This window comes from Brevibacterium sp. CSND-B09, from assembly GCF_052906525.1.
Genome location: NZ_JBREGI010000001.1, coordinates 3,686,982 through 3,711,000, shown reverse-complemented (window position 1 = coordinate 3,711,000; position 24,019 = coordinate 3,686,982). Strand labels below are relative to the sequence as shown.

Genomic DNA, 24,019 nt, shown 5'->3' with positions numbered 1-24,019 from the left:
CACTCGTCAGGTCCGACGGACGTCCAAGCGGTTCGCGAAGACCACGGTCAGGAGGCCGACGAGCACGAGGATGCCGAGTCCCCACCGCAGTCCCCCTCCGGTGGCGACAACCCCGACCAGCGGACTCGTCCCGAGGTACCCCACCCGCATCAGCCAGTTCACCAGCGTCACTCCCCCGGCACGTCCGACCCCGGGCAGACGAGCGGCCGCTCCCAGTGCTCCGGGCACGAGCGTCGCTGACCCGAATCCGAGCGCTCCCATCGAGACGAGCAGCAGAACGGGCTCCTGGGCCGCGATGACGCCGATTCCGCCGCATGCGATGAGCCCGCCACCGAAGCCCGCGATCCGGCCGGCCCCGAACCTCGTCACGAGCACGTCCCCGCTGATTCGTCCGAGGCATTGGCTGCCGATGACGACGCTGAAGGCGATCCCCGCCGAGGCGGCCGGAACTCCTGCGAATTCGACCGCAGCCAGCCCCGCCCAGTTGTTCGCAATGTCCTCGACCGCGGCACCGCAGATCGCGACGATCGCCAAGGGCAGCGCCGCCCAGAGGACCATCCGTTTCGAACGGCCCACGGCCCGGTCTCCGCTACGGCCCTCAGGTGCGGCATCGGAATCGGCGACCCGCCTCGGCGAGGCGTAGTCTCCGATGAGGCGGCGTCCAACGATCGTGATGACCACGGCGGCGACACCGATGAGCCCCAGCCACGCCCGCATGTCGGCACCGGAGCTGGCGGCCGCGGTTGCGGCGGCTCCGCTGAGCAGACCGCCGAGGCTCCACAGCGCATGCATCGACGACAGGATCGTGCGACCGGCCCGCTCCTGGACCGAGATGCCGACGACGTTCTGCGCGACATCGACGATGGCATCGCAGCACCCCAACAGGAGCAGACAGATCGCCATCATCACGCCGTTGACCGACCACGCCGTCGCCGAGGCGGCCACACCGAGCATCACCGTCCCAACGATGACGACACGGTGCGCTCCGAATCGGGCGATGAGGGCGGCGGGCAGGACCGAGGACAGCAGCGACCCGCCGGCAAAGCAGGCGACGACGAGGCCGAACTGCCAGGAGCTCAGTCCGAGTCGGTCGACGAGCAGCGGATACCACGGCAGGAGAGCGGCGAAGACGGCACCATTGCCGGTGAAGTAGAGGCCGACGCCGGCTGCGGCCCTCACTCTGCCTTGACGACTTTCGCCGCGCGCAGGTCACGTCCGGCCTGCCCGAGGATCACGAGCGCGACCAGGACTCCGAGCAGAATCCACCACAGTGAACCGGTCATGAAGATGAGCACCATCGAGGCGAGGATCGGCACCAGACGGCGCAGCGACCACCACACGTAGCCGCCGAAGCTCGGCATCGCCACATTCGCCGAATCTGCGACGGACTTGACCATGAAGTTCGGTCCATTGCCGATGTAGGTGATGGCCCCACCCATGACAGCGCCGAGCGAGACCGCGATGAGCAGGGTCTCGGGCACTCCCGCCACCTTCGGTTCACCCGGCACCTGGGCGGCCATCTCGAAGAAGGTGACATAGGTCGGGGCATTGTCGAGCACGGAGGACAGACCGCCGGTGAAGATGAACAGGGAGATCTCGCCCAGCGGGATCTTGTGGGCGATCTGCCCCAGGTACTGCAGGGCCGGCATCATCGTGAGGAAGATGCCGATGAAGAGCGACCCGACCTCGAGGATCGGCGTCCAGGTGAATTTGTTGAGGTTGAACCGGGCACCGCGGTCACCGACGAGGAATGACGTCACCGCAGAGACGAGCATGACGAGCTCACGCCACGGTACGAAGTCCGAGGCGCTCGCGTGTCCTGTTTCGATCGCATGCATGTCGACCGAAGGGATGAACGCGACGGCCACGATGATGATCGCGAGGAACAGCAGACCGCTGGCGCCGCGCAGGCCGAGTTTAGTCACATACTCGGCATCTTTGGCCAGCGCCTCGGACGGTTCCTTCGCATACATCTTCTTATCGAGGGCGAAGTAGCTGATGAGCAACAGGGCGTTGACGAACAGCCAGTACGGCCAGAGCCCGAATGTCCATTCGAATGGCACTCCGCGCAGCATTCCGAGGAAAAGCGGCGGGTCGCCCAGCGGTGTGAGCAGACCGCCGCAGTTCGCGACGATGAAGATCGTATAGATGACGGTGTGGGTGCGGTGCTTGCGGTCCTGGTTCGTGTTGAGGATCGGGCGGATGAGCAGCATAGCCGCACCCGTGGTGCCGATGAACGAGGCGAGCACACCGCCGACAGCGAGGAAGATCGTGTTGTTCCGAGGTGTCGCCTTGATGTCGCCGACGAGGAAGATTCCGCCCGAGGCGACGAAGAGGCTGCCGATGAGCATGATGAATTGGAAGTACTCGAGCAGCGCGTGGATGACAGTCGTCGACTCTCCACTGAGCAGGAACCACACGGCGATCGGCACACCGAGGATGAGCGCGACGATGAGCTTGACGAGGTTGCGATCCCAGATCTTCTCCGTGGCCGGAATGAGCGGGAGCACCGCGATGCACCCAAGCAGCAGAACGAACGGAATGATGCTCCACCAGGCCACGACCATCCGGGGACTCCTTTATTCAGTGTCGACGAGCAGACTCGTCCAGTCGACGTTGACGCTGTCTTACTCTACTGAACTCGCGCAGCGCATCGGACCACGATCTGCCACACGGACGGAGCTTGCCCATGGATGCAAAGAGCCGCCGGCGAAGATCGTTCAGTTCGCCGAGGCGGCCGGTGAGTCAGCAGAGGTGCCGGTCAGTTCGCCGAGGCGGAGGCCGATTCCTCGGCGGGAATGCGATCCTTGCGCAGTCCGATGAGCAGACCGCCGATCGCGACGATAAAGACGAGGCCGAGCCCGACGGTCAGTCCCGGTTCGGCCTGGTAGGCCTTGGCCACGGCTTTGAAGCCGAGGAACCCGACGGTCGAATAGATGAGCGCCCACAGCGATCCGCCGACGGCGAGCGCCGGGACGTAGCGGCGGTAGCGCATCCCCGTGGTTCCGGCAGCGAGGTTGACCACGGTCTGCAGCCCGACGGTGAGGAAGCTCAGGGCCACGACGGGCGCCCCGAAGCGGTCGATGGTGTCCTCGGCGCGGCGGTATTTGGGTCCGGCCATGATCTTCTCGACCCGGTGGAACTTGCGGATTCCCTTGCGGGCGAAGCGGCCGAGGACGAAGGTGCCGCCGGCGCGGACGACAATGATGCCGAACATGATCAGCCATGTCACTGCGATCGGAAACGACCAGTCGAGCGGATTCATCGGTGCGGCGCACTCCTCTCTCTGGGCATTCCGCTGCGCGGACGCACTGCGGCTTCACGGATCGGTCTCCCCCATCATAGCCCCGTTAGGTTAGGTTTCCCTCACAGAGCGGCCGGTCGAGACCGATCTCACCCACCGAGGCGGTGACCGCTCAGACGCGCCCACCATCGAGGTAGACCGAGTTGACCCGGTTCTCGATTCCACGGACGTCGGCGGTGCGCAGGTCGCCGTCCACGACGACGAGGTCGGCCAGTCCGCCCTCACCGATTCGGCCGACCCGATCTTCATCGAGCAGGCGGGCTGCCACGGAGGTTCCGGCGGCGAGCGCCTCCGTCGTGGACAGTCCCACCTCGGCCAGCAGGCTGATCTCTTCGAGGTTCTCCCCGTGCGGGCCGACTCCGGCATCGGTGCCCAGCGCGATCGGGACTCCTGCTTCGTGGGCCCGGCTGATCGACTCCTGGTGGGCGTCGACGACGCGTCGGGCCTTGTCCACGACGGAGGCAGGCAGCCCGGCACCGGCATCGGCGGCCTTGATGACGGCCTGCGGGGCCTGCAGGGTCGGGACAAGGAAGGTGCCGTGCTCGAGCATGAGGTCGATGGCTTCGTCGTCGAGGTAGATTCCGTGTTCGATCGAGCGCACCCCGGCACGGACGGCGTTCTTGATTCCCGGTGCGCCCTGCGCGTGGGACATCACATACGCGCCTTGGGCGGCCGCCTCGGCGACGATGACAGCGATCTCGGCTTCGGTGAATTGGGAGTGCCGCGGATCGTCGCGAGGGGAGAGCACTCCCCCGGTCGAGCAGATCTTGATGTGGTCGGCCCCGGCCCGCAGCAGTTCGCGGGTCTTCTTCTGCACCTCTTCGAGTCCGTCGGCGACGCCCGAGGGCCGGCCGGGGTGCGGGGCCAGGAAAGGAGACTCCGCCCCGGAGACGAGGTGGAAGTCTCCGTGGCCACCGGTCTGGGACATGATGTTGACGGCGATCGTCAGCCGCGGACCGCGCACCACTCCGGTCTCCACGGCGACCTTCGCACCGAGGTCTGTGCCTCCGGCATCGCGCACGGTCGTCACTCCGCCCTTGAGAGTGGCTTCCATATTCTTCACAGAGTTATAGAACTGGAGCGAGAACGGGTCGTGGAAGTTCGAGGTGGCTGCCGCGCCGCTGCTCGTGAGGTGGACGTGGCAGTCGATGACTCCGGGGATGATCGTCTTCCCCGCGCAGTCGATGTGGTCGTCTCCGGCGTTGTGCGAACCCTGCCCTCCTTCCGCCACCGAGGCGATCCGTCCGCCGTCGATGACGACGTCCCGGGTGCCGGGCAGAAAGCGAGTTCCGTCGAAGACCGTGGCGTGGGTGAGAACTGTGACCATGGGCGTGCTCCTCATCGTTGAAAATCAGCTGGTCGACCGTGAACGGCCGTCCCCTCACATCTATCACGAACGACCTCTCCGTGACGATCAGGGCGGTGACACGGAGAACAGTGACTTAAGATCAGACATCGGAACCGGAACGCGCACTGTTCGCGCCCCGACCCGTGTTCACGTCCGCGACACCTTCCTGGGTTATGGTCACCGGCGGTACCGGTCGGCCCGGCGCCGATCAGCTCCCGAACGACCCGGAAGACACGTGAGAGAATACGCACCGCAGTTCCCGTCCCCCGTAAGGCCCCGTGAGGACCGCACCCTCATCGACGTCCTCCTCGAGTCGGCCGCCGCGCATCCCGATCAGCCGGCCCTCGACGACGGCACCCGGGTGCTCAGCTATTCGGAGCTCATCACTGCGATCCGCGATCTCGCACTGGAGATGGCCGAGACCGGGATCGGCCCCGGTGACAAGGTCGGCGTCCGTGTCCCCTCGGGGTCGGTGGATCTGTACCTGGCGATCCTCGCCACGCTCATGCTCGGCGCGGCCTACGTTCCCGTCGACGTCGACGATCCGGATGAGCGGGCGCGCACCGTGTTCGCCGAGGCGGCCGTGACCGGAGTGATCACCGCCGGACCACACATCGAATCCCGCACCGACCGCGGACCCCTCGACCGTTCCGAGCTGCGGTCCCCCACTCCCGATGACGACTGCTGGGTGATCTTCACCTCCGGGTCGACGGGCACCCCGAAGGGCGTTGCCGTCACCCACCGTTCGGCCGCGGCCTTCGTCGACGCCGAGGCGGCCCTGTTCTGCGTCGAGGAGCCGCTGGGTCCCGGCGACCGCGTTCTGGCGGGACTGTCCGTGGCCTTCGACGCCAGCTGCGAGGAGATGTGGTTGGCATGGCGGCACGGAGCATGCCTGGTCCCGGCCCCGCGTGCGCTGGTGAAGTCCGGGATGGATCTGGGTCCGTGGCTGTCGTCGCGGCAGATCACCGTCGTCTCGACCGTGCCGACCCTGGCCGCGCTGTGGCCGGCGGAGAGTCTCGACAATGTCCGCCTCCTCATCTTCGGCGGCGAGGCGTGTCCACCCGAACTCGGACGGCGGCTCAGTGATGATGACCGCGAGGTGTGGAACACCTATGGGCCCACCGAGGCGACCGTCGTCGCCTGTGCCGCCGTGCTCGACGGATCCGAGCCGGTGCGCATCGGCCTGCCGCTCAAGGGCTGGGACCTGGCCGTCGTCGATGCCGAGGGCGTGCCCGTCGCCGATGGAGAGACCGGTGAGCTCATCATCGGCGGGGTCGGTCTGGCCCGCTATCTCGACCCGGCCAAGGACGCCGAGAAGTTCGCCCCCATGCCGAGTCTCGGCTGGGAGCGGGCGTATCGGTCGGGCGACCTCGTCGTCAACGATCCGGCCGGGCTGATCTTCGTCGGTCGCGCCGACGAGCAGATCAAGCTCGGGGGCAGGCGCATCGAGCTCGGTGAGATCGATGCCGCCCTGCAGGCTCTGCCCGGAGTCGAGGGTGCCGCGGCGGCGGTGAAGAAGACCGCGGCCGGCACGGACGTCCTCATCGGCTATCTCGCCCCCGGTGCCGGTTCCGGCGAGGCCGATCTTTCCGCCTGGGAGGCCCGACTGCGTGACGAGCTGCCGGCCGCGCTCGTTCCCCGTCTGGCTCTCGTCGAGGATCTGCCCACGAAGACCTCGGGCAAGGTCGACCGCAATGCCCTGCCGTGGCCGCTCGATGACGGCGCCGAGGCGGCCGGATCCGATGAGGTCTTCGACGAGGACACGGAGTGGGTCGCCGAGCAGTGGGCCGCGGTCCTCGGTGCCCGACCCGGCAGCGCTACGGACTTCTTCACCGCCGGCGGCGGTTCACTGGGAGCAGCGCAGCTCGTGTCCCGGCTGCGCACCCGCCATCCCAGCGTCACCGTCGGCGATATCTACGCCCATCCGCGCTTCGGCGCCCTGTCCAGGCTCTGCCGCGGCGAAGAAGGATCCGGCATCGGACCGACGGGTCCCAAGCGCACGATCACACGCACTTCCCGGGGGATGCAGGCCTTCCAGGTTCTGCTCGGGATCCCGGTGCACATCCTCGGCGGGGTTCGGTGGGTGGTGCTGGCGATGCTGGCGGCAAATATCGGTGTCGGACTAGGCGCGGATCTGCCGCTGACTCCGTGGCCGGTCATCATCGTCCTCTTCCTCGTCTTCGTCACCGCCTGGGGACGAATGCTCATCTCTGCGGGAGCGGCGCGTCTGCTCATGATCGGGATCCGGCCCGGGGACTATCCGCGATCGGGCTGGGTGCACAAGCGACTGTGGCTGGCCGAGCATATCGCCGATCTTGCTGCGGCGGTCTCGGTGGCGAGCGCACCCTGGGTGACCTGGTATGCGAAGCTGTTGGGCAACCGCATCGGGCCCGATGCCGATCTGCACTCGGTGCCGCCGGTGACCGGTTTCCTCACCCTCGGCGAGGGTGCGGCGGTCGAACCCGAGGTCGATCTCAAGGGCTGGTGGGTCGATGGCGATCTGCTGCGCATCGGACCTATCGACATCAGTCGCAATGCCACGATCGGCGCCCGGTCGACGCTCATGCCCGGCGCCGAGGTGGGCGTCGGGGCCCTCATCGAAGCCGGATCCGCAGTGACCGGGCGGGTGCGGAAGAATCAGATCTACTCGGGTTCACCGGCCGTGCGCGTCGGGAAGGCGAAGAAGTCCTGGCCTGCTCCCCCGCCTAGGCGGCGTCTGCCGTTCCTGTTCTATGCCATCGGTTCGCAGATCAATGCGCTGCTGCCGTATCTCGCTGTGGTGCCGGGCATTGCCTTGATGCTCGCGCTGTCCGGGATCGAGGTCGTCGAGTCGCCCTGGCTGTTGGTGGCGTGGTCACCGGTCGTGGCCTGTCTGTGGTTCTTCACCACTGCACTGTTCATCCTCATCGCTGTGCGGATCCTGGCGATCGGCATGGAAGAGGGAGAGTTCCCTGTCCGCTCGGCCCGCGGTTACCGGGTGTGGGCGACGGAGCGGCTGCTCGACATGGCCCGGGACCTGCTGTTCCCCCTCTACGCGTCGATGCTCACCCCGTGGTGGCTGCGCCTCCTCGGTGCGAAGGTAGGTCCGGGCACTGAGATCTCCACCGTTGTCTTCGTTCCGAAGATGACGACGATCGCGGCCGGTGCCTTCCTCGCCGATGACACCATGGTCGCCAGCTACGAACTCGGCCACGGCTGGATGCGGGCCGGGCGCGCGAAGGTCGGCAAACGCGCCTTCCTCGGCAACTCGGGAATCGCCTCTCCCGGCCGCAGAGTGCCGAAGAACTCGCTGGTCGCGGTGCTCTCGGCGGCGCCGGCGAAGGCGAAGAAGGGGTCGTCGTGGCTCGGCTCTCCTCCGGTGCAGCTGCGCCGCGCCGCCGTGGAATCCGACGAGTCGCTCACCTATGCCCCGACCTTCGGTGTCAAGGCCGCCCGTGCCTTCTGGGAGACTCTGCGGATCTCATCGATCATCGCCGGCGGTGTGCTCATCACCGCTGTCGTGCTCACCATCTGGTTCTTCCTCGGTCTGCCGGGCGGGGTGGCCGCTCAGTCGACGACGTTCCTCGCCTCCGTGCTGCTGGCCCTGCTCACCTCGGGGGTCGTGATGATGGCCGCCGGTGCCGTGGCGGCGGGACTGGCCGTGGCCGCGAAATGGATCCTCGCCGGTCCGATCCGACCCGGGGAGCATCCGCTGTGGTCGTCATTCATCTGGCGCAACGAGGTCGCCGACTGCTTCGTCGAACTCGTGGCCGCTCCCTGGTTCACCCGGAACGCCGTGGGCACGCCGGCGATCGTGTGGTACCTGCGAGCGATGGGGGCGAAGATCGGGCACGGCGTATGGTGCGAGTCCTACTGGCTGCCGGAGGCCGACCTCGTCGATCTCGGGGACAACTCGACGGTCAACCGCGGCTGTGTGGTCCAGACTCACCTGTTCCACGATCGGGTGATGAGCCTTGATACCGTTCAACTCGATCCCGGTGCCACTTTGGGACCCAACAGCGTCATCCTCCCGGCCTCCACCCTGGGGGAGAACGCCACTGTCGGGGCGACGTCGCTGGTCATGCGCGGCGAGTTCGTGCCCGCCCATGCCTACTTCAGCGGCAATCCTGTCATACCCTGGGTGGATGCCCCAGAACTTCCCTCACTCGAAGAAGAAGACCGAGACGGCGACCGATCGAGCCGATCGCATGCTTGATTCCTACACCCAGGGCGTCGGCAATGCGGACCTTCACATCGACCACTACGATCTCGACCTCGACTACCGGATCGGCCCGAATCGGCTCTCCGCCAGGGCGGTGCTCAAGGGACGCGTCCTCACGGATACTTCGTCGATCGTCCTCGATCTCACGGGTCTGCGGGTGACGAAAGCCAGCGTCAACGGCAAGAAGGTCCGCTTCTCCGCACGAGGGAAGAAGCTGCGGCTGACGACCCCTGCGCTGAAGAGCGACCAGCCTGTGGTCATCGACATCAGCTACACGGGCAATCCGGAACCGGCGATCGGCACCTGGGGAGACGTCGGCTGGGAGGAGCTCGAAGACGGGGTGCTCGTGGCCGGTCAGCCCGTCGGTGCCTCGACCTGGTTCCCGTGCAATGACCATCCCTCGAACAAATCCCAGTACAGGGTCTCGGTGCTCGTCGAGTCCGAGTACACGGTGGTGTCCAATGGGTCGTTGACGAAGAAGACGCGCAAGGCAGGGCGGACCCGCTGGACCTATGAGTCGACGACTCCCCTGGCGACCTATTTGGCGACGGTGCAGATCGGTCGCTACAAGTACGGGCAGATTCCATTGAGCTCCGGTGCGACGAGGTTCGGCGCCGCGATGCGCGGGGCGGCGAAGGATGCCGTTGCCGGTTCGGCCAGAGACGCCCTATCGAGCGCTGTCCGAGGAGTCGCCGGCGCTGCCGGCAAGGACGTGTCTGTTCACGATTCGTCGGGCAAGCGAACGAGGCACAGCCGGACAGAGTCCCCTGTTCCCCTTGGCGTCTATGCCGATGATCATTGGGATGTGGCAGTCGAACGCCTCGGTGTCCAACACGGAATGATGAACCTGTTCATCGACCGCTTCGGACCCTATCCGTTCGACGTCTATGACGTGGTCGTGACCGATGATGTGCTCGAGATCCCGCTCGAGTCGCAGCCGCTGTCCGTGCTCGGTCCCAATCATCTGGGACCGGAGTGGGAGGCCGAGCGTCTCGTCGCCCACGAGATGGCGCACCAGTGGTTCGGAAACTCGCTCACACCGTCACGGTGGAGGGACATCTGGCTCAATGAGGGCTTCGCCTGCTATGCGGAGTGGCTGTGGTCGGAGGAATCCGGGCGTGCGAGCGCCGATGAACGTGCGCGGCAGTGGTGGGAGGAGCTGTCCGCTCAGCCTCAGGACATCATGCTCGGTGATCCGGGCGGGCCGGACATGTTCGATGACCGCGTGTATAAGCGCGGTGCCCTGTGCCTGCATGCTCTGCGCATCGAGCTCGGCGATGCGGAGTTCTTCACCGCCGTCGGCGAGTGGACGAAGCGGTACCGTCATTCGTCGGTGAGCACCGAGGAGTTCATCCGCTGTGTCTCCGAAGTGGCAGAGCGTGATATCGCCGAGGTGGTCCGCCCCTGGCTCGAGGAGCTCGAACTTCCGGAGCTTCCGTAAAGAGGTCAGGGACCTGAGGAGCTGACTGCGCCTCAGCCGAGCTTGCGGACGAGCACGTCCGAGTCGCCGTTGCGTCCGACGGACACGAATCCGTGGTCGGCGTAGAGTTTCGCCGCACCGTTGCCGTCCTCGACGGACAGGCTGACGGCGGGAAAGCCGCTCATCCGCGCCAGCGCGCAGACCGTATCGAGAAGGGCGCCGCCGATTCCCTGCCCCTGGTGGTCGGGCAGCACTGCCATCGAAAGTTCAGGAATGTCGGCTGCGACCCAGCCGTACCCGGTGAAGGGCATCTGCTCATCCGACGGCGTCAGATCGACGGCCGCGGACTCGGCGGCCTCGGACTCGGCGGCTGCGTTGTCTGCGTCAGCGGACCCGTCGGTGTCGGCACCGGCCGGTGCATCTGAACCTAAGCCAGCCCCAGCCCCAGCCCCAGCCCCAGCCCCAGCCCCAGCCCCAGCCCCAGCGTCACCCTCGGTCACGACTTCGCTGCGCACCACCTCGGTGCCGGTCTTGTCCAATGCTGCGGCGAAGTCTCCACCCACCTTTTCGTCGGCCCTCCCGACGACATCGTCGATATCGGCCAGGCGAACCCAGGCGAGTCCGACGATCGGTGACTGCGCATCGGCTTCGGCGTGCGCGGCGACGGCGATATCTCCCTCGCGTCCCCAGCCTCGGTAGTAGAAGACAGCATCGCTGCGGTATCGGAGGTCCTCGATCTCGATCCGGGGCCTGTCCATCGACCAGTTGAAGCACAGATCGAGGAAGGGCAGGAAGGTCTCGTCATCGGTCTCGGCCGGGAGCGGACGGATCCGTCCGCGCAGGGAGGCGGCGGCCGCCTCGGCGGAGGTCTCCGGCGAATCAGCGGAGGTGTTCTGAGAATCATGAGCGTCAGTGTGTGCAGCGTTCATGAGATTCCTTTCTCGACGGCGCGTTCGATCCACGCCCGGTTGCGTACTCGCCAGCCCAGTGTCAGGGCGCGGAAACCGACGAATCCGATGCAGAAGCCGGCCCAGAGCCCGGGTGCTCCCGGCCAGATGTTGATGATCGGGATGAGCAGAATCGCGTATCCGATCACAGCGACCAATTGTGCCAGAGCCAGATACTTCGCGTCCTCAGCTCCCATGAGCACTCCGTCGAGAACGAACACGTACCCGGCGATCGGCATGCTCAGGGCGAGGACCGGCAGGAGTGCGGCCAGGGCCGAGACCACCGCCGGGTCGGAGGCGAAGGCGCGGGGGATGATTCCGGAGCCCGCGAACAGGACGACGCCGACGACGATGCCGAAGACGATCCCCCACAGGCACAGTCGGCGGTTGATCGCGGCGACCGCCTCGGTGTTCTTCGCCCCCAGCTCGAGGCCGATCATCGCCTGGCCCGCGATGGCCAAGGAATCGAGGGCGAGAGCGAGAGCGAAGAAGATGCTCTGAGCGACCTGGATAGCGGCGAGGTCCGTCGTGCCCATCGCCGTGGCCAGGAAGACTAGGAGGATGAGGGCAGCACGCAGCGAGGCGTTGCGCACCAACAGCCATCCGGAGGTCTTCGCCGAGGTGAACACGCCTGTCCAGTCAGGGCGGATGCTGGCGTGGAGGCGACGGGCCGCGCGGATGGAGATGGTGAGGTAGACCGTGCACATTCCGGCCTGCGCGATGACCGTGCCCATCGCCGATCCCGCGACTCCCATGTCGAGGCCGTAGATGAAGATGGCGTTGAGGCCGATATTGGCGATGCAGCCGGCGGCCGCGACGAGCAGCGGGGTCTTCGTGTCCTGAAGTCCGCGCAGCAGTCCGGTGGCCGCGATGACCATGAGCATGAATGGCAGCCCCCACCATGAGATCGCAAGGTAGGAGTGCGCGCCCGCGGTGATGATCGGATCCGGGTCGAAGGCCTCGATCGCTGTATTCAGCAGGGGCAGCCCGATGATGATGAGCAGGACGGAGGTTCCCAGTGCCAGCCAGATTCCGTCGAATCCGGCCGTGATTGCGCCAGGCCGGTCCCCCGATCCCATTCGCTTCGCCACCCGCGGCGTCGTGGCATAGGCAAGGAAGATCATCAGGCCGAGCACCGTCTGCAGGATCGTCGAGGCGATCGCCAGCGATCCCAGGGCACCGGCACCGAGGTGGCCGACCATGGCCGTGTCCGTAAGCAGGAAAATGGGTTCGGCGATCAGGGCTCCGAGTGTGGGAAGGGCCAAACGGAGAATATCTTTGTCGATCGCTGCCACGTCCCCGATTCTAGCGAACCGGTGGTGCGGTGAGCCTGTCGCGAACCGGCGGTGCGGTGAGTCCGTCGCGATCGATCACTGCAGAGCAGTTGTGGGTTCAAGCCCGATCGCAATGTCGTGTCAGTGCCGAACTGTAGAGTCAGGGGACAAACAGATCAGTCTTGATTACTTTGAGAGCGAATTAGTTTTTCACAATCCTAATAGATTGGTTGTTCTATTTGTAATCGGATTGTGACATTCATCGATGGCGACAGATCATATAATTGAGACAGGCGACTTCCCTGACGACTGACTTCCACAGAGGCGTGGAGAGGTGAGAAGCCGATGAAGAACATCGGAGACAGCGACGGACGGGTATTCGGCCTGCCCGCCGCTCCCCCTGGGGAGGCGGACGGCCGAACTCTGTCCCAGTTCCGCCGCGCTCATGGACTTCGCGTGGAGGTCGCCGAGGATTACGAACTCGTCGACCTGCTGGATGCCTATACGCGGAGCAGCCTCGCGCAGGTCAATTCCCTGATCGCCACCAGTCATGTCGTGGCGCAGGACGTCGCCTACGCTCTCGGACTCAAGGACGGTCAGCTCGACGCGGTCTACGAGTTCGCGTCGTTCACGGAGACGTCGACCCGTTACTCCTCTCCAGAATCACGCAGCACAATTGCCGCTCGCCACGAGAGAAAGGCTCAGACCGAAGCAGCCGACAGCAGTCCCGTCACGAGCCAAGGCATCAGCGACGAAGCCATCGACCAGAAGATCTGCGCCGTCGACATTCCCTCCGAGGATCTCTTTTCCACTCGCAGGACCTGGACCAACAGAGAGAATCTGGCATGGACCCAGGCTGCGGCTCAGGTCGAAGCGGAATCTGGAACGAAAATCGGCGTCAGCGCCGGTCCGAAGAAGGACCGCGCCGCCGGTCGCCGCCTCCGCCGAGTCCGGAAGTTGGCCGAAGAGCTCTTGTCCGACCCCGCACTGCTGCCTGACTTTCCCGGTTTTGACCCGGAACTGACTTTCTTCACATGGCTGCGCGGCAGCATCGAGCCGACCGAGGCAGGCGTGTACTCAAGTCTCCTCGGCACGACCACGAGCAAGTCGCTTCAACACATGACCTCGTCGATGACGCTGGCGCATGGTCTTCCGCGGTTCCTCAAGCGCTGCCTGGCTGGAGACTTCACGATCGAACATGTCGACTGTGTGACTCGTGCATGCCGCGACCTGCACTTCAAGCACTTGCCTGCGATGGACGACTACCTGGCGCACAGGCGCGCCGACATCACGATCGAAACTTTCAAGCGCTCGCTCGCCCTGCACATTGCAGTGCTTCAACCGAGTGAGGATACGTTGAAGAGTGTTTCGCTGCGTCGCCGAGTTGACTTCTGCACCGGTGACGACGGAACCGCCTACCTCACGCTGACCGGTCCCGCCCCGGAGCTTCAGGCTTGTTTCAGGAGGCTCGATGCATTCGCTCGTGCAGTGCACAAGAACAATACAAGTGCGTTCTCGAACCAGCTCAAGGCAGGCGACTGCTTTGATGAGGAGCGTTCGGTCTCCGCTCTGATGTTCGACATCCTCACGCGCACCCGTCCTCAGCTGAAACTGCGCATCATCAGCACGAACGAGGCAGACGGCTCGTCAACGAGCTCCGACTTCTCCCTCGACGGACTCTTCGCTGGACCGGATGGAGTGCCGATGCACGAGGGCGAGTCGCTGCTCGATTACATCGAGCGGGTCTTCGACGATATGGACACGAACGGTGACGAAGGACCGACCGGTTCACGTATCGCCGAGACAGATGGATCCAGCCGCCAGACGCCCGCGTCGCACGGTGATTCCGACCGCGCAGCACGCCCGCTGCACGATGATTCCTTCTACCAGGCACCCGCACGCACCACACCGGCCGACCGCGTCTTCGAATCACAGCTGCTCGAGGCCATCCTCAGCAGCAACAACACCACGGATCGCGTCAAGGCAGACGGGCTCTCGGCTCTCGTCGGTTCGCGTGCCAGCGGAGCTCGCCCCACGGCCGAGGGCACCGCTGCCGCAACCGCGAATAGTGTCGACGCTTTCGACAATCCCATCCTCGATGCCGGCGAGCGCCGCATCAGCTTCGAATTCCTGCTCGACATGCCGACCAGCGAGTATTGGTTGGCGAATCAGGCCAGCACCTTCATCACGGTTCCTATGCTGACTCTGCTCAGTCAGTTCCAGCCGGACGGCAATGGATCGCCACCACCGACCGTCGATCCATCGGGTTCGCCGCTGCCAACCGTCGATCCCCCAGATCAGCAGTCATCGCCCACTACACCACCGATACCAGAGCCAACCGACCCAATTTCACCGCTCACAGATCCCCCGTCTGATTCTGCGTCGACATCTCCCGACGCACCGCTGACCTCAGAAGAGGTGTGTGATCTGGCGGGCATGCTTCCAGACGGTTCACCGATACCTGCGGATATGGCACGACGGGTCGCGGGTTACTCCACCACCTGGACTAGGCTGCTGACCGACCCCGCGACCGGAACACCGCTCGATGCGAAGGCAACCTCCTACGCGATTCCCAACAGTGTGCGAAAAACTCTCGTCGCCCAGTTCGTGACGTGCACATTCCCCGGGTGCACACAGCCCGCTGAAGTGACAGAGGTCGACCATATTGATCCGTTCAATCACTCCGACCCGGCCCAAGGTGGTCTCACTCGCTTCGGAAATCTCCATTGCCTGTGCAAGGCCCACCACCTGCAGAAGACCAACGGCAATTTCGACGTGCGGATGACCGAGCCCGGCCACCTCGAGTACGTGTTCCGGCAGGGTGTCACCGCAGAGGTCATCTCCCCGGACAACCCCATCAGCGTCGAGCATGCGCGGCTGTTCCTCGAACGATTCGGCAGCGGCCTGTCTCGACAGGTCCGAGCAGTCACACCGGAGCGGTCGAGCACAGAGGATCTGCTTGCCCACGAGTACGGCCCGGCGCCCGAACGCGATTCTGACATCGAGCGTGAACCTGACGTTGGCCGTGGATCTGACGCGGAGCCGCCTAGTGCTCACGCTGAGCCATCTGGTGCTCACGGCGGTAGAGCAGATGCGGACCACCCTGTTCCCGGCGACCGGAAGCAAGCGAGGGAATGCCCTGAACCCGCTGCCACCCCTGGAACCCCCGGCTGGAGAGAACTCGTTGCCGGGGATCTCTACACATTCACACCGAAGCCTGCGACGTGCACCCCCGATCCAGCATCTAGCGCCGGGCAAGCACACGAGGACAACTCCGAGCTGCGCGACTGGTTCTGGGACTCGGGCGAACCTCCGCCGTTCTGAGGCGGCATTCATCCGGCGAGGCGAGGAGCACCGCTTCACCCGGGTCTCACAGTGACGAAGATTCACCTCACGTGTTTGTCAGACACAACGAAGGCCGACGGTACTCGGATCAGAATCGATCCGAGTACCGTCGGCCTTCTCAGCTCAGCGGCATAGTTCCACTGTTCCGGCTGAACGGCTGACTGAAACCCTCAGCAGACTTCGAACAGTGCGGCAGCGCCCTGCCCGCCGCCGATGCACATCGTGACGACGACGTACTTCACTCCGCGGCGACGTCCCTCGATGAGAGCGTGACCGACGAGACGGGCACCGGTCATTCCATAGGGATGTCCGACGGAGATGCCGCCGCCGTCGACGTTGTACTTCTCCGGGTCGATGCCGAGGCGGTCACGGCAGTACAGCGCCTGTACGGCGAAGGCCTCGTTGAGTTCCCAGAGTCCGATGTCATCGATCGACAAGCCATGGGTCTTCAGCAGCTTCGGAATAGCGAACACCGGTCCGATGCCCATTTCGTCCGGCTCACAGCCGGCCACGGCCATGCCGCGATAGATGCCCAACGGTTCAAGTCCGCGTCGGCTGGCTTCATCGCTCGACATGACCACCGAAGCAGAGGCCCCATCAGAGAGCTGAGAGGCATTGCCGGCAGTGATGCTCGGAACTTTCGACGCCACACCGGGCTCGAGAACCGGATTGAGTCCGGCGAGGCTTTCGATCGTCGTCGATGGGCGGTTGCCCTCGTCGGCTTCGAGGAGCACATCCTGACGCGAGGTCTCCTTCGTCTCCTTGTCGACGACGACCTTCGTCGTCGGCAGAGGCACGATCTCGTCATCGAACCGTCCGGCCTCCTGAGCAGCGGCGGTACGCTGCTGCGAAGACAGGGAGTACTCGTCCTGAGCCTCACGGCTGACACCGTAGCGTTCGGCAACCACCTCGGCCGTGGCCAGCATCGGGTAGTAGATGCCCGGGATGCGCTCCACGAGCCACGGATCCTTGGCCCGGAACGTGTTCATCTTGTCATTCTGGACCAGCGACACCGACTCCACGCCACCGCCGACGGCGATCTCCTGGCCGTCGAAGAGGACCTGCTTCGCCGCGGTCGTAATGCCCATCAGCCCGGAAGCGCACTGCCGGTCGATCGACATGCCCGGAACCGTCACAGGAAGACCGGCTCGCAGTGCCGCCTGCCGAGCGACATTCGTCCCTTGGCTGCCCTGCTGCAGAGCGGCACCGAAGACGACGTCCTCGACCTCACCGCCTTCCAGACCGGCGCGCTCCACAGCATGCTTGATCGCATGGCCGGCCAACTCCTGAGCCTGGGTGTCGTTGAAGGCACCACGGTAGGCCTTGCCGATCGGCGTGCGAGCCGTCGACACAATCACTGCTTCTCTCATGGGTCTCACCTTTCGAAGATGTTCGTGAACTCGTCGTGAGGACGGTGGCGATCAGTCCTTCGGACCGCCGGCGACGTAGATGACCTGACCGGAGACGAATCCGGCACCCTCGGAGGCGAGGAACGATGCCGTGTGGGCGATGTCCTCGGGCTTGCCCGATCGTGCCACGGGGATCTGCTTGACCGAAGCTTCGACGAACTCCTCGAAGCCCATACCTACGCGCTCGGCGGTGGCCTTGGTCATATCGGTTTCGATGAAGCCGGGAGCGATGGCGTTCGCGGTGATGCCGAACTTGCCGAGCTCGATCGCCCAGGTCTTCGTGATTCCCTGGATGCCGGCCTTGGCAGCGGAGTAGTTCGTCTGTCCGCGGTTGCCCTGAGCCGAGGTGGAGGACATCGAGATGATGCGGCCGAACTTCTCTTCGACCATGTACGACTGCACGGCCCGAGCCATGAGGAACGCTCCCCCGAGGTGGACGGAGAGAACCTTGTTGAACTCCTCGTGAGTCATTTTGAACAGGAGGTTGTCACGCAGGATCCCTGCGTTGTTGACCAGAACGGTCGGCGCGCCGAGGGTCTCGGCGACCTGCTTGACCGCAGCGTTGACCGAGTCTTCGTCAGAGACATCGGCTTCGAGGCCGAGCGCTTCGCCGCCGGCTTCCTTGATGGCGGCAACGGTCTCATCGGTGGGGCCCATATCAAGAACGGCGACCTTGAGTCCGTCGGCTCCGAGTCGCTTGGCGATGGCGGCTCCGATGCCGCGGCCTCCACCTGTGACGATTGCTGTACGAGTCATGAACAAGCTCCTAAAGATGATGTTGCGTCATTGCCGTGGGGAACCGAGTGTTCGACTGCGGTTCGCGTCTGCACCGGAACCGATGTGACACAGCTCTCCCATGCAGCTAAGGCCACTGTAGACCAATTCCGTCACTGAACGATTGTTTGCTCACCTTTCAGACATATAGCCGGGTCCAGCGACTCAAAACCTCGACGCCGTTCTGCGAAGCTCCGCTCGCAAGCACCCCGACCTCGCCTTTTGTTCTCCCTGCCCGGCTCGCCCGGCAGATTATCGAACGTTCAAAAATCTAGCTCAAAACCATTGACTTCACCAGAGTGATTTGGAAGTGTTCACATCAGTCGAAGTCCATTACGGATTGCCGACGACTCCGAGCACCGTCACTGACGACGGCTCGGGCAACGTGTGGAGCGAGCCCGCTCCAGGAGCTTTTCAAAGGAGAAAAGATGAACTCTGTCTCGCGAAGTCGCCGCCGCAGACTCTCGGCAGCCGCAGTTTTGGGAGCAATCGCATTGACTGCCACAGCCTGCGGAGGAGGTGGTGGCTCGGGTGAGGGTGACACGGTTGTCATCGGCTACACCGGACCGCTCAGCGGAGGAGGCGCCGCGTACGGCGAGAACGTGAAGATCGGTCTCGAAATGGCCATCGACGACCTCAACGCAGACGGTGTAGAGGTCGACGGCAATCCCGTGACACTGGAGCTGAAGTCCCTCGACGACAAATACGCACCATCCACCGCGGCAAGCAATGCTCAACGATTGGCCGATCAGGACAAGGCCCCGGTGGTCGTCTCCCCGAACGCCGGAGCGATCAAGGCGATTCAGCAGATCAACAGCGGCAGGTCGAACTTCCTCATCTCCGCCTACACCTCTGACCCGGCGATCGTGCAGGCCGACAACCCTCTGACGATGATGATTCCTCCGAACTTCGAGTCCTATGCCGAGGAATTCTCCGAAACTGCCATGGAGCACGGAGGCAAGAAGCTCGCTCTGCTAGGTACTCAGAGTGAGTACGGACAACAGTGGACCAAGTCGATCAAGGATGCCTGGAGTGAAGCCGGCGGGAAGATCGGCGGCGACAACAGCGTCGACTACGCCACCGTGTCCGACTTTGCGGGCCCCGTCTCGAAAGCCCTGTCAGAGAAGCCTGACGCCATCTTCGTCGGCGGACCTTCCCAACCGACAGCGCTGATCATGGAAGAAGCTCGAAAGCAGGGCTTCAAGGGCAGCTTCCTCGTCATGGACCAGGCGAAACTGGATGAAATGGCCACGGTGACGAAGCTCGACAATCTCAAGAATTCGGTCGGCGTCCTGCCAGTCTCCGAATACGAGGATCCCGGTACCGAGGACTTCCTGAAGAAATTTGCTGAGAAGGCCGGAGAGAAGAAGGTCCCGACCAGTGAAACGGCACTGAACTACCAGGGAATTGCGATCATCGCGAAGGCGATGGAGACTGCGGGGACAACCGACGACCCCGAGAAGATTCGCGAAGCCATCAGCGAGGCACTGCCTGAGGTCGATGACAAGTACAAGGTCAATGGCTTCCCCGACGAGATCACAGAACAGGGCCACCTCCTCAACCCGAATCTGGAAGCAACCTTCCTCAATGAAGACGGCAAATACACCAAGGTGCCGATCGAACAGGTATCCGACGACAAGTAATCTCCGTCAACGGCCGTTCTGAAGGTGAGGCGCATCGGTGCGCCTCACCCGGGCCGCACTCATGCCTGCAGAGGACCCAACAATCATGACCCTCTTTATCCAACAACTCTTCAACGGCCTCGCGCTGGGCGGTGTCTACTGTCTCGCTGCGATCGGGCTGACATTGGTATTCGGAGTGCTGCGCATTCCCAACCTGGCTCACGGTGCGCTGTATATGCTCGGCGCCTACATCACCTACTTCTTCCTGACAACCGTCGGCGTTCCCTATATCGCCGCAATCGGCATCGCTGCGATCATGCTCTTCATTGTCGGAGTCGGTCTCGAGCGCCTCGTCTTCCACCCCCTGCGCAACTCCCCACACACTCACCACATGATCGCGGCCGTCGGTGCGATGTTCTTCTTCCAAGCACTGGCCCAAGCGATCTGGGGCGCTGACTTCCGCCGCATGGACACACCGATCACTGGCGAACTCCGCATTCTCGGCGCCGAGATCTCTGCGCAGCGAATCGTCATCATCGTCACCGCTGTGATCGTCTTGGCGCTGTTGGCGCTGTTCATCAAGCGGTCTATCCATGGCCAGACGATCGAAGCGATCGAACAGGACCGCGTCGGTGCATCGCTGGTCGGCATCAACCCGTCAATGGTTTCAATGCTGACACTGGGGCTGTCCGCCCTCCTGGCCACCATCGCGGCGGGCCTCGTCGCACCGATCAATCTCCTGTCCCCGACGATGGGCGACGCACTCAATCTCAAGGTGTTCGCCATTATCATCCTCGGTGGTCTGGGGTCGCTTCCCGGCGCCATCGTCGGCGGTTTCGCACTCGCTATCGCAGAGACGATGACGGCGACCTACATCTCCTCAGCCGTCGGAGAGGCCGTGGCGTTCATCGTTCTCGTCGCTGTGCTGGCCATCAAGCCGAACGGACTGTTCACAAAGGCGGTGCAGCGATGAGCTCGATGAAGAATCCTCGAATCGTCGGCACCATCGCCGTCATCATTCTGCTCGGTCTGACGCCCCTGGCGTTTGCACAGGAGAACTACGCGATGCGAGTGATCACCGTGGGCATGTGTGCAGCGATCGCTGTCTACGGCCTCAACATCATCCTCGGCTTCACGGGACAGCTGAACCTGGCTCAAGGCGGGTTCTTCGGAATCGGCGCCTATGGAGTCGGGCTGCTCACCACCGATTACGACTGGAGCTTCTGGGCAGCCTTCGTCGTGTCAGTCATCGGGACTGCGGTCATCGGCTACCTCTGCGGGCTGATCGCCCTGCGGACCAAGGATGAGTACTTCGCCATCTTCACAATGGCCATCGGCTTCATCATCTTCCTCGTCATCAGCCGCTGGGAGCCCGTGACTCATGCCCATTCCGGGGTCAACAATGTGAAATTCCCCGAAGGCGGAGGGCTCATCGACTTCGAATCTCCGGTCGCGATGTTCTACCTGGTGTTCGCAATCCTGCTCATCTGTGTCTACACGACCTATGCGATCAGGCGTTCAAGCGTAGGCCGCACACTGCTGACCATCAGGACGAGCGAAGACCTGGCGGATGCGATCGGAGTGCGCGTCGGCTTCAGCAAACAGCTCGCCTTCGCCGCCTCGGCTGTCTTCGGCGGAGTCGGCGGCGGCCTCTACGCAACAGTGGTCGGTTTCATCGGACCCGACGCGGCATCGATCGACAAGACCTTCGAATTCCTCATGTTCATTCTCGTCGGAGGTATGGGCACTGTCGCGGGTCCTCTGCTCGGAAGCATGATCGTGACATTCCTGTTCGAACTCTTCCAGGACTTCCAGGCCTATCGATTCATCGTGCTTGGTCCCATCATCGTCGCCCTCGTGATCTTCGCGCCGCGGGGAATCGTCGGATACCTCGGCGGCTTCGTCGACAGACGCAATCGACGACGCAGGGTGGAAGAAGCCCGTGGTGCCGACGACGATCTCGATTCGACAGGTGCTTCGACCTCCGGCGGAACAGGCGACCACCGCGCACGCAACGTCGCCGACGGGACCGAATCGGGTGCCGGCCGGACCGGAGGCACCCCCTCTCCCGAGGAGACGAAATGACAATGCTTGAAATACGAGACCTCGGTAAGCGCTTCGGCGGGCTCGACGCGGTCAAGGACGTCAGTCTGGACGTCGAGGCAGGTCAGATCACCGCAGTCATCGGTCCCAATGGAGCAGGCAAGTCAACGCTGTTCAACCTGGTCCATGGTTTCTATCGCCCCACAGCCGGGACCATCAGCTTCAAGGGTGAGGACATCACTCATTCCTCCCCACACCGGACTGTGGCCGGCGGCATTGCCCGCACATTCCAGACAACGAACCTGTTCGATGACAGCACTCTGTTGGAAAACGTCTTGGCCGGTCGAATCGTCCGTTCGAAGTCCAACGTCTTCGACGCGGTCTTCCACACGCCTCGCCATCGTCGTGAATCAAGCATCAACGAGGACAAGGCGATGGAAGCTCTTGAGTTCTGCGGGGTCGCAGAATATCGGCACGATCTGGCGTCCAATGTTCCGCAGGAGGTGCAGAAGCGCACCGCAGTGGCCATGGCACTGGCCACTGAGCCCGAGCTGCTGCTGCTCGACGAACCCGCCGGCGGCATCCCCGAAGAGGAGACTGTCGATTTCGGCAACCTCATTCGGTCGTTGCCACAGCGAGGCGTTTCCGTCCTCCTCGTCGAACACAAGATGACGATGATCATGGGCCTCGCGGACACGATCCTCGTCCTCGACCACGGGCAGAAGCTGGCGCTCGGCGCACCGGCGGAGATCCAATCGAATCCGGATGTCATCCGTGCCTATCTCGGTTCGACAGCACAGGAGGAGAACTGATGCTCACGCTCGACAATGTCAGCACCGGGTACGACGCCACGAACGTTCTCCACGGGGTGAGTATCACGGCGAACCCAGGAGAGCTCACCGTTGTCCTCGGAGCGAACGGGTCAGGCAAGACGACACTCTTCAGAACCATCAGCGGACTGATGCGTGTCCGTGCCGGGTCGATCACCTATGAGGGTCGTCAGCTGCAACGAGCTCGCCCGAATGCCGTCGTCAAAGCCGGTATCGCGCACTGCCCGGAAGGTCGCCACCTGTTCGGCAAGATGTCGGTGGAGAAGAACCTGCGTCTGGGGTCCTATCCTCACCGGAACAGATCGCGAACAGAAGAGGTCTACGCTGAGGTCCTCGATATGTTTCCGGTCCTCAAAGAGAAGGCGAAGCAGCCGGCAGGCTCCCTGTCCGGCGGACAGCAGCAGATGGTCGCAATCGGACGAGCATTGATGTCCGACCCGAGCCTGCTGATCCTGGATGAGCCGTCGATGGGCCTGGCTCCCATCGTCGTCGAGCAGGTGCTCGAGTCAGTCGCCCAGATCAATCGAAACGGCATCGGCGTCCTGCTCAGCGAGCAGAACGCGAAGGCATCGCTGGCGATCGCCCACAGAGGATACGTCCTTGCTGAGGGGAGGATCGTCCTCGCTGATGATGCCTCCCGGCTGCTCGACAACCCTGAGGTGCAGGCGGCTTACCTCGGCCTCTGACGAATAAGAGAATCATCCGTTCAAGAGGGCGACAGTTCAGAACGATCATCTCGCCGAGGCGGCCCGGCCACCTCGGCGAGAATTCGCTGAGTTGATCGTTCCGAACGTCCAGAACGGTCAGTCACACTCATTCAATTCGGTTGGGCGTGCCCGGCCGTCTCACTCATCCTGGAACCGGGAGACGTCCCCGGCTCCGACGCGAGCCACCTCGGGGTACCGTCCGGTGAAATCGATGACCGAGGTCGGCACGACTCCGGGGACACCGGACTCGACGACGATATCGAGGTCATTGCCGAGCTGGTCCATGACATCCTCGGCGTGAGTCAGCGGATCCTCATCGCCGGGCAGCAGCAGCGTCGAGGACAGGATCGGCTCCCCCATCGCCTCGACGAGGGCGAGGGCCGTGACGTTCTGCGGAATCCGAGCGCCGACCGAATGCTTCTTCGGGTGCATCATCCGGCGCGGGACTTCCTTCGTCGCCTTCATGATGAACGTGTACGGCCCCGGCGTCATCGATTTGATGGCTCGGAAATCGGAATTGTCGACGATGACGAACTGACCCAGCTGAGCGAAGTCATGGCACATCAGCGTGAAATGGTGCTTCGAACCGAGATGCCGGATGCGGGTGATCCGTTCGATGCCTTCTTTGTTGTCCAATGCGCAGCCGAGGGCATAACAGGAATCAGTCGGATAGGCGATCAGGCCACCGTTCCTGAGTGACTCAGCGGCCTTCTCGATCAGTCGGTCCTGCGGGTTCTCCGGATGGATATTCAGTAGTGTCGCCATACTTCATGCTAACCACTCTGCCGCCACAGT

17 protein-coding genes are annotated in these 24,019 nt (G+C 63.8%); 8 read left to right on the top strand and 9 right to left on the bottom strand.

Annotated features, from left to right (window positions below):
• Positions 1 to 6: 6 nt before the first annotated feature.
• The 4 genes from ACU4IU_RS16580 to ACU4IU_RS16565 all read right to left on the bottom strand — a co-directional run bounded on the left by ACU4IU_RS16580 (position 7) and on the right by ACU4IU_RS16565 (position 4,631).
• A complete protein-coding gene (locus ACU4IU_RS16580; protein WP_446657360.1) occupies positions 7 to 1,179 on the bottom strand; it encodes an MFS transporter in 1,173 nt (390 codons plus the stop codon).
• A complete protein-coding gene (locus ACU4IU_RS16575; protein WP_446657359.1) occupies positions 1,176 to 2,567 on the bottom strand; it encodes a sodium:proton antiporter in 1,392 nt (463 codons plus the stop codon). Before ACU4IU_RS16575 ends, ACU4IU_RS16580 begins: the two co-directional genes overlap by 4 nt.
• Before the next feature lie 194 nt (positions 2,568 to 2,761).
• Positions 2,762 to 3,265 (bottom strand): DedA family protein, encoded by a 504-nt coding sequence (locus ACU4IU_RS16570; protein WP_446657358.1) that lies wholly within the window; start codon positions 3,263 to 3,265, stop codon positions 2,762 to 2,764.
• Between the two features lie 151 nt (positions 3,266 to 3,416).
• Positions 3,417 to 4,631: a metal-dependent hydrolase family protein gene (locus ACU4IU_RS16565; RefSeq protein ID WP_181271732.1), complete on the bottom strand. Its 1,215-nt coding sequence runs from the start codon at positions 4,629 to 4,631 to the stop codon at positions 3,417 to 3,419.
• 256 nt (positions 4,632 to 4,887) lie between these two features.
• Between ACU4IU_RS16565 and ACU4IU_RS16560 the strand changes: the two genes are divergently transcribed.
• Entirely contained in the window at positions 4,888 to 8,847 is a 3,960-nt protein-coding gene (locus ACU4IU_RS16560) for a Pls/PosA family non-ribosomal peptide synthetase (protein WP_446657357.1), read from the top strand.
• Entirely contained in the window at positions 8,777 to 10,294 is a 1,518-nt protein-coding gene (locus ACU4IU_RS16555; RefSeq protein WP_446657356.1) for a M1 family metallopeptidase, read from the top strand. The genes ACU4IU_RS16560 and ACU4IU_RS16555 overlap by 71 nt, the downstream gene beginning before the upstream one ends.
• Positions 10,295 to 10,326: 32 nt before the next feature.
• Here ACU4IU_RS16555 and ACU4IU_RS16550 read toward each other — a convergent pair whose 3' ends face one another.
• Both ACU4IU_RS16550 and ACU4IU_RS16545 read right to left on the bottom strand, forming a co-directional pair.
• The gene (locus tag ACU4IU_RS16550; RefSeq protein ID WP_446657355.1) at positions 10,327 to 11,202 is read right to left on the bottom strand and encodes a GNAT family N-acetyltransferase; all 876 of its coding nucleotides are present in this window, start codon (positions 11,200 to 11,202) and stop codon (positions 10,327 to 10,329) included.
• On the bottom strand, positions 11,199 to 12,515 hold the full coding sequence (locus ACU4IU_RS16545) for an MATE family efflux transporter (RefSeq protein WP_446657354.1): 1,317 nt from the start codon (positions 12,513 to 12,515) through the stop codon (positions 11,199 to 11,201). Before ACU4IU_RS16545 ends, ACU4IU_RS16550 begins: the two co-directional genes overlap by 4 nt.
• Positions 12,516 to 12,839: 324 nt before the next feature.
• On the opposite strand from ACU4IU_RS16545, the gene ACU4IU_RS16540 reads away from it, so the two are divergent.
• Positions 12,840 to 15,818 (top strand): HNH endonuclease signature motif containing protein, encoded by a 2,979-nt coding sequence (locus ACU4IU_RS16540; RefSeq protein WP_446657353.1) that lies wholly within the window; start codon positions 12,840 to 12,842, stop codon positions 15,816 to 15,818.
• 191 nt (positions 15,819 to 16,009) lie between these two features.
• On the opposite strand, the gene ACU4IU_RS16535 is transcribed toward ACU4IU_RS16540, so the two are convergent.
• On the bottom strand, positions 16,010 to 17,209 hold the full coding sequence (locus tag ACU4IU_RS16535) for an acetyl-CoA C-acyltransferase (RefSeq protein WP_139469743.1): 1,200 nt from the start codon (positions 17,207 to 17,209) through the stop codon (positions 16,010 to 16,012).
• Between the two features lie 51 nt (positions 17,210 to 17,260).
• On the bottom strand, positions 17,261 to 18,004 hold the full coding sequence (locus ACU4IU_RS16530) for an SDR family oxidoreductase (RefSeq protein WP_259358864.1): 744 nt from the start codon (positions 18,002 to 18,004) through the stop codon (positions 17,261 to 17,263).
• Positions 18,005 to 18,516: 512 nt separating this feature from the next.
• Between ACU4IU_RS16530 and ACU4IU_RS16525 the strand changes: the two genes are divergently transcribed.
• The 5 genes from ACU4IU_RS16525 (at position 18,517) to ACU4IU_RS16505 (ending at position 23,203) form a co-directional block, all read left to right on the top strand.
• Positions 18,517 to 19,665: an ABC transporter substrate-binding protein gene (locus ACU4IU_RS16525; protein WP_446657352.1), complete on the top strand. Its 1,149-nt coding sequence runs from the start codon at positions 18,517 to 18,519 to the stop codon at positions 19,663 to 19,665.
• Positions 19,666 to 19,750: 85 nt separating this feature from the next.
• The gene (locus tag ACU4IU_RS16520; protein ID WP_139469740.1) at positions 19,751 to 20,617 is read left to right on the top strand and encodes a branched-chain amino acid ABC transporter permease; all 867 of its coding nucleotides are present in this window, start codon (positions 19,751 to 19,753) and stop codon (positions 20,615 to 20,617) included.
• 5 nt (positions 20,618 to 20,622) lie between these two features.
• Positions 20,623 to 21,729: a branched-chain amino acid ABC transporter permease gene (locus ACU4IU_RS16515; RefSeq protein WP_446657351.1), complete on the top strand. Its 1,107-nt coding sequence runs from the start codon at positions 20,623 to 20,625 to the stop codon at positions 21,727 to 21,729.
• A complete protein-coding gene (locus tag ACU4IU_RS16510; protein WP_446657350.1) occupies positions 21,726 to 22,499 on the top strand; it encodes an ABC transporter ATP-binding protein in 774 nt (257 codons plus the stop codon). Before ACU4IU_RS16515 ends, ACU4IU_RS16510 begins: the two co-directional genes overlap by 4 nt.
• Positions 22,499 to 23,203: an ABC transporter ATP-binding protein gene (locus ACU4IU_RS16505; RefSeq protein WP_434590008.1), complete on the top strand. Its 705-nt coding sequence runs from the start codon at positions 22,499 to 22,501 to the stop codon at positions 23,201 to 23,203. The genes ACU4IU_RS16510 and ACU4IU_RS16505 overlap by 1 nt, the downstream gene beginning before the upstream one ends.
• Before the next feature lie 159 nt (positions 23,204 to 23,362).
• Here ACU4IU_RS16505 and ACU4IU_RS16500 read toward each other — a convergent pair whose 3' ends face one another.
• On the bottom strand, positions 23,363 to 23,989 hold the full coding sequence (locus ACU4IU_RS16500; protein WP_139469736.1) for an L-threonylcarbamoyladenylate synthase: 627 nt from the start codon (positions 23,987 to 23,989) through the stop codon (positions 23,363 to 23,365).
• Between the last annotated feature and the right edge of the window lie 30 nt (positions 23,990 to 24,019).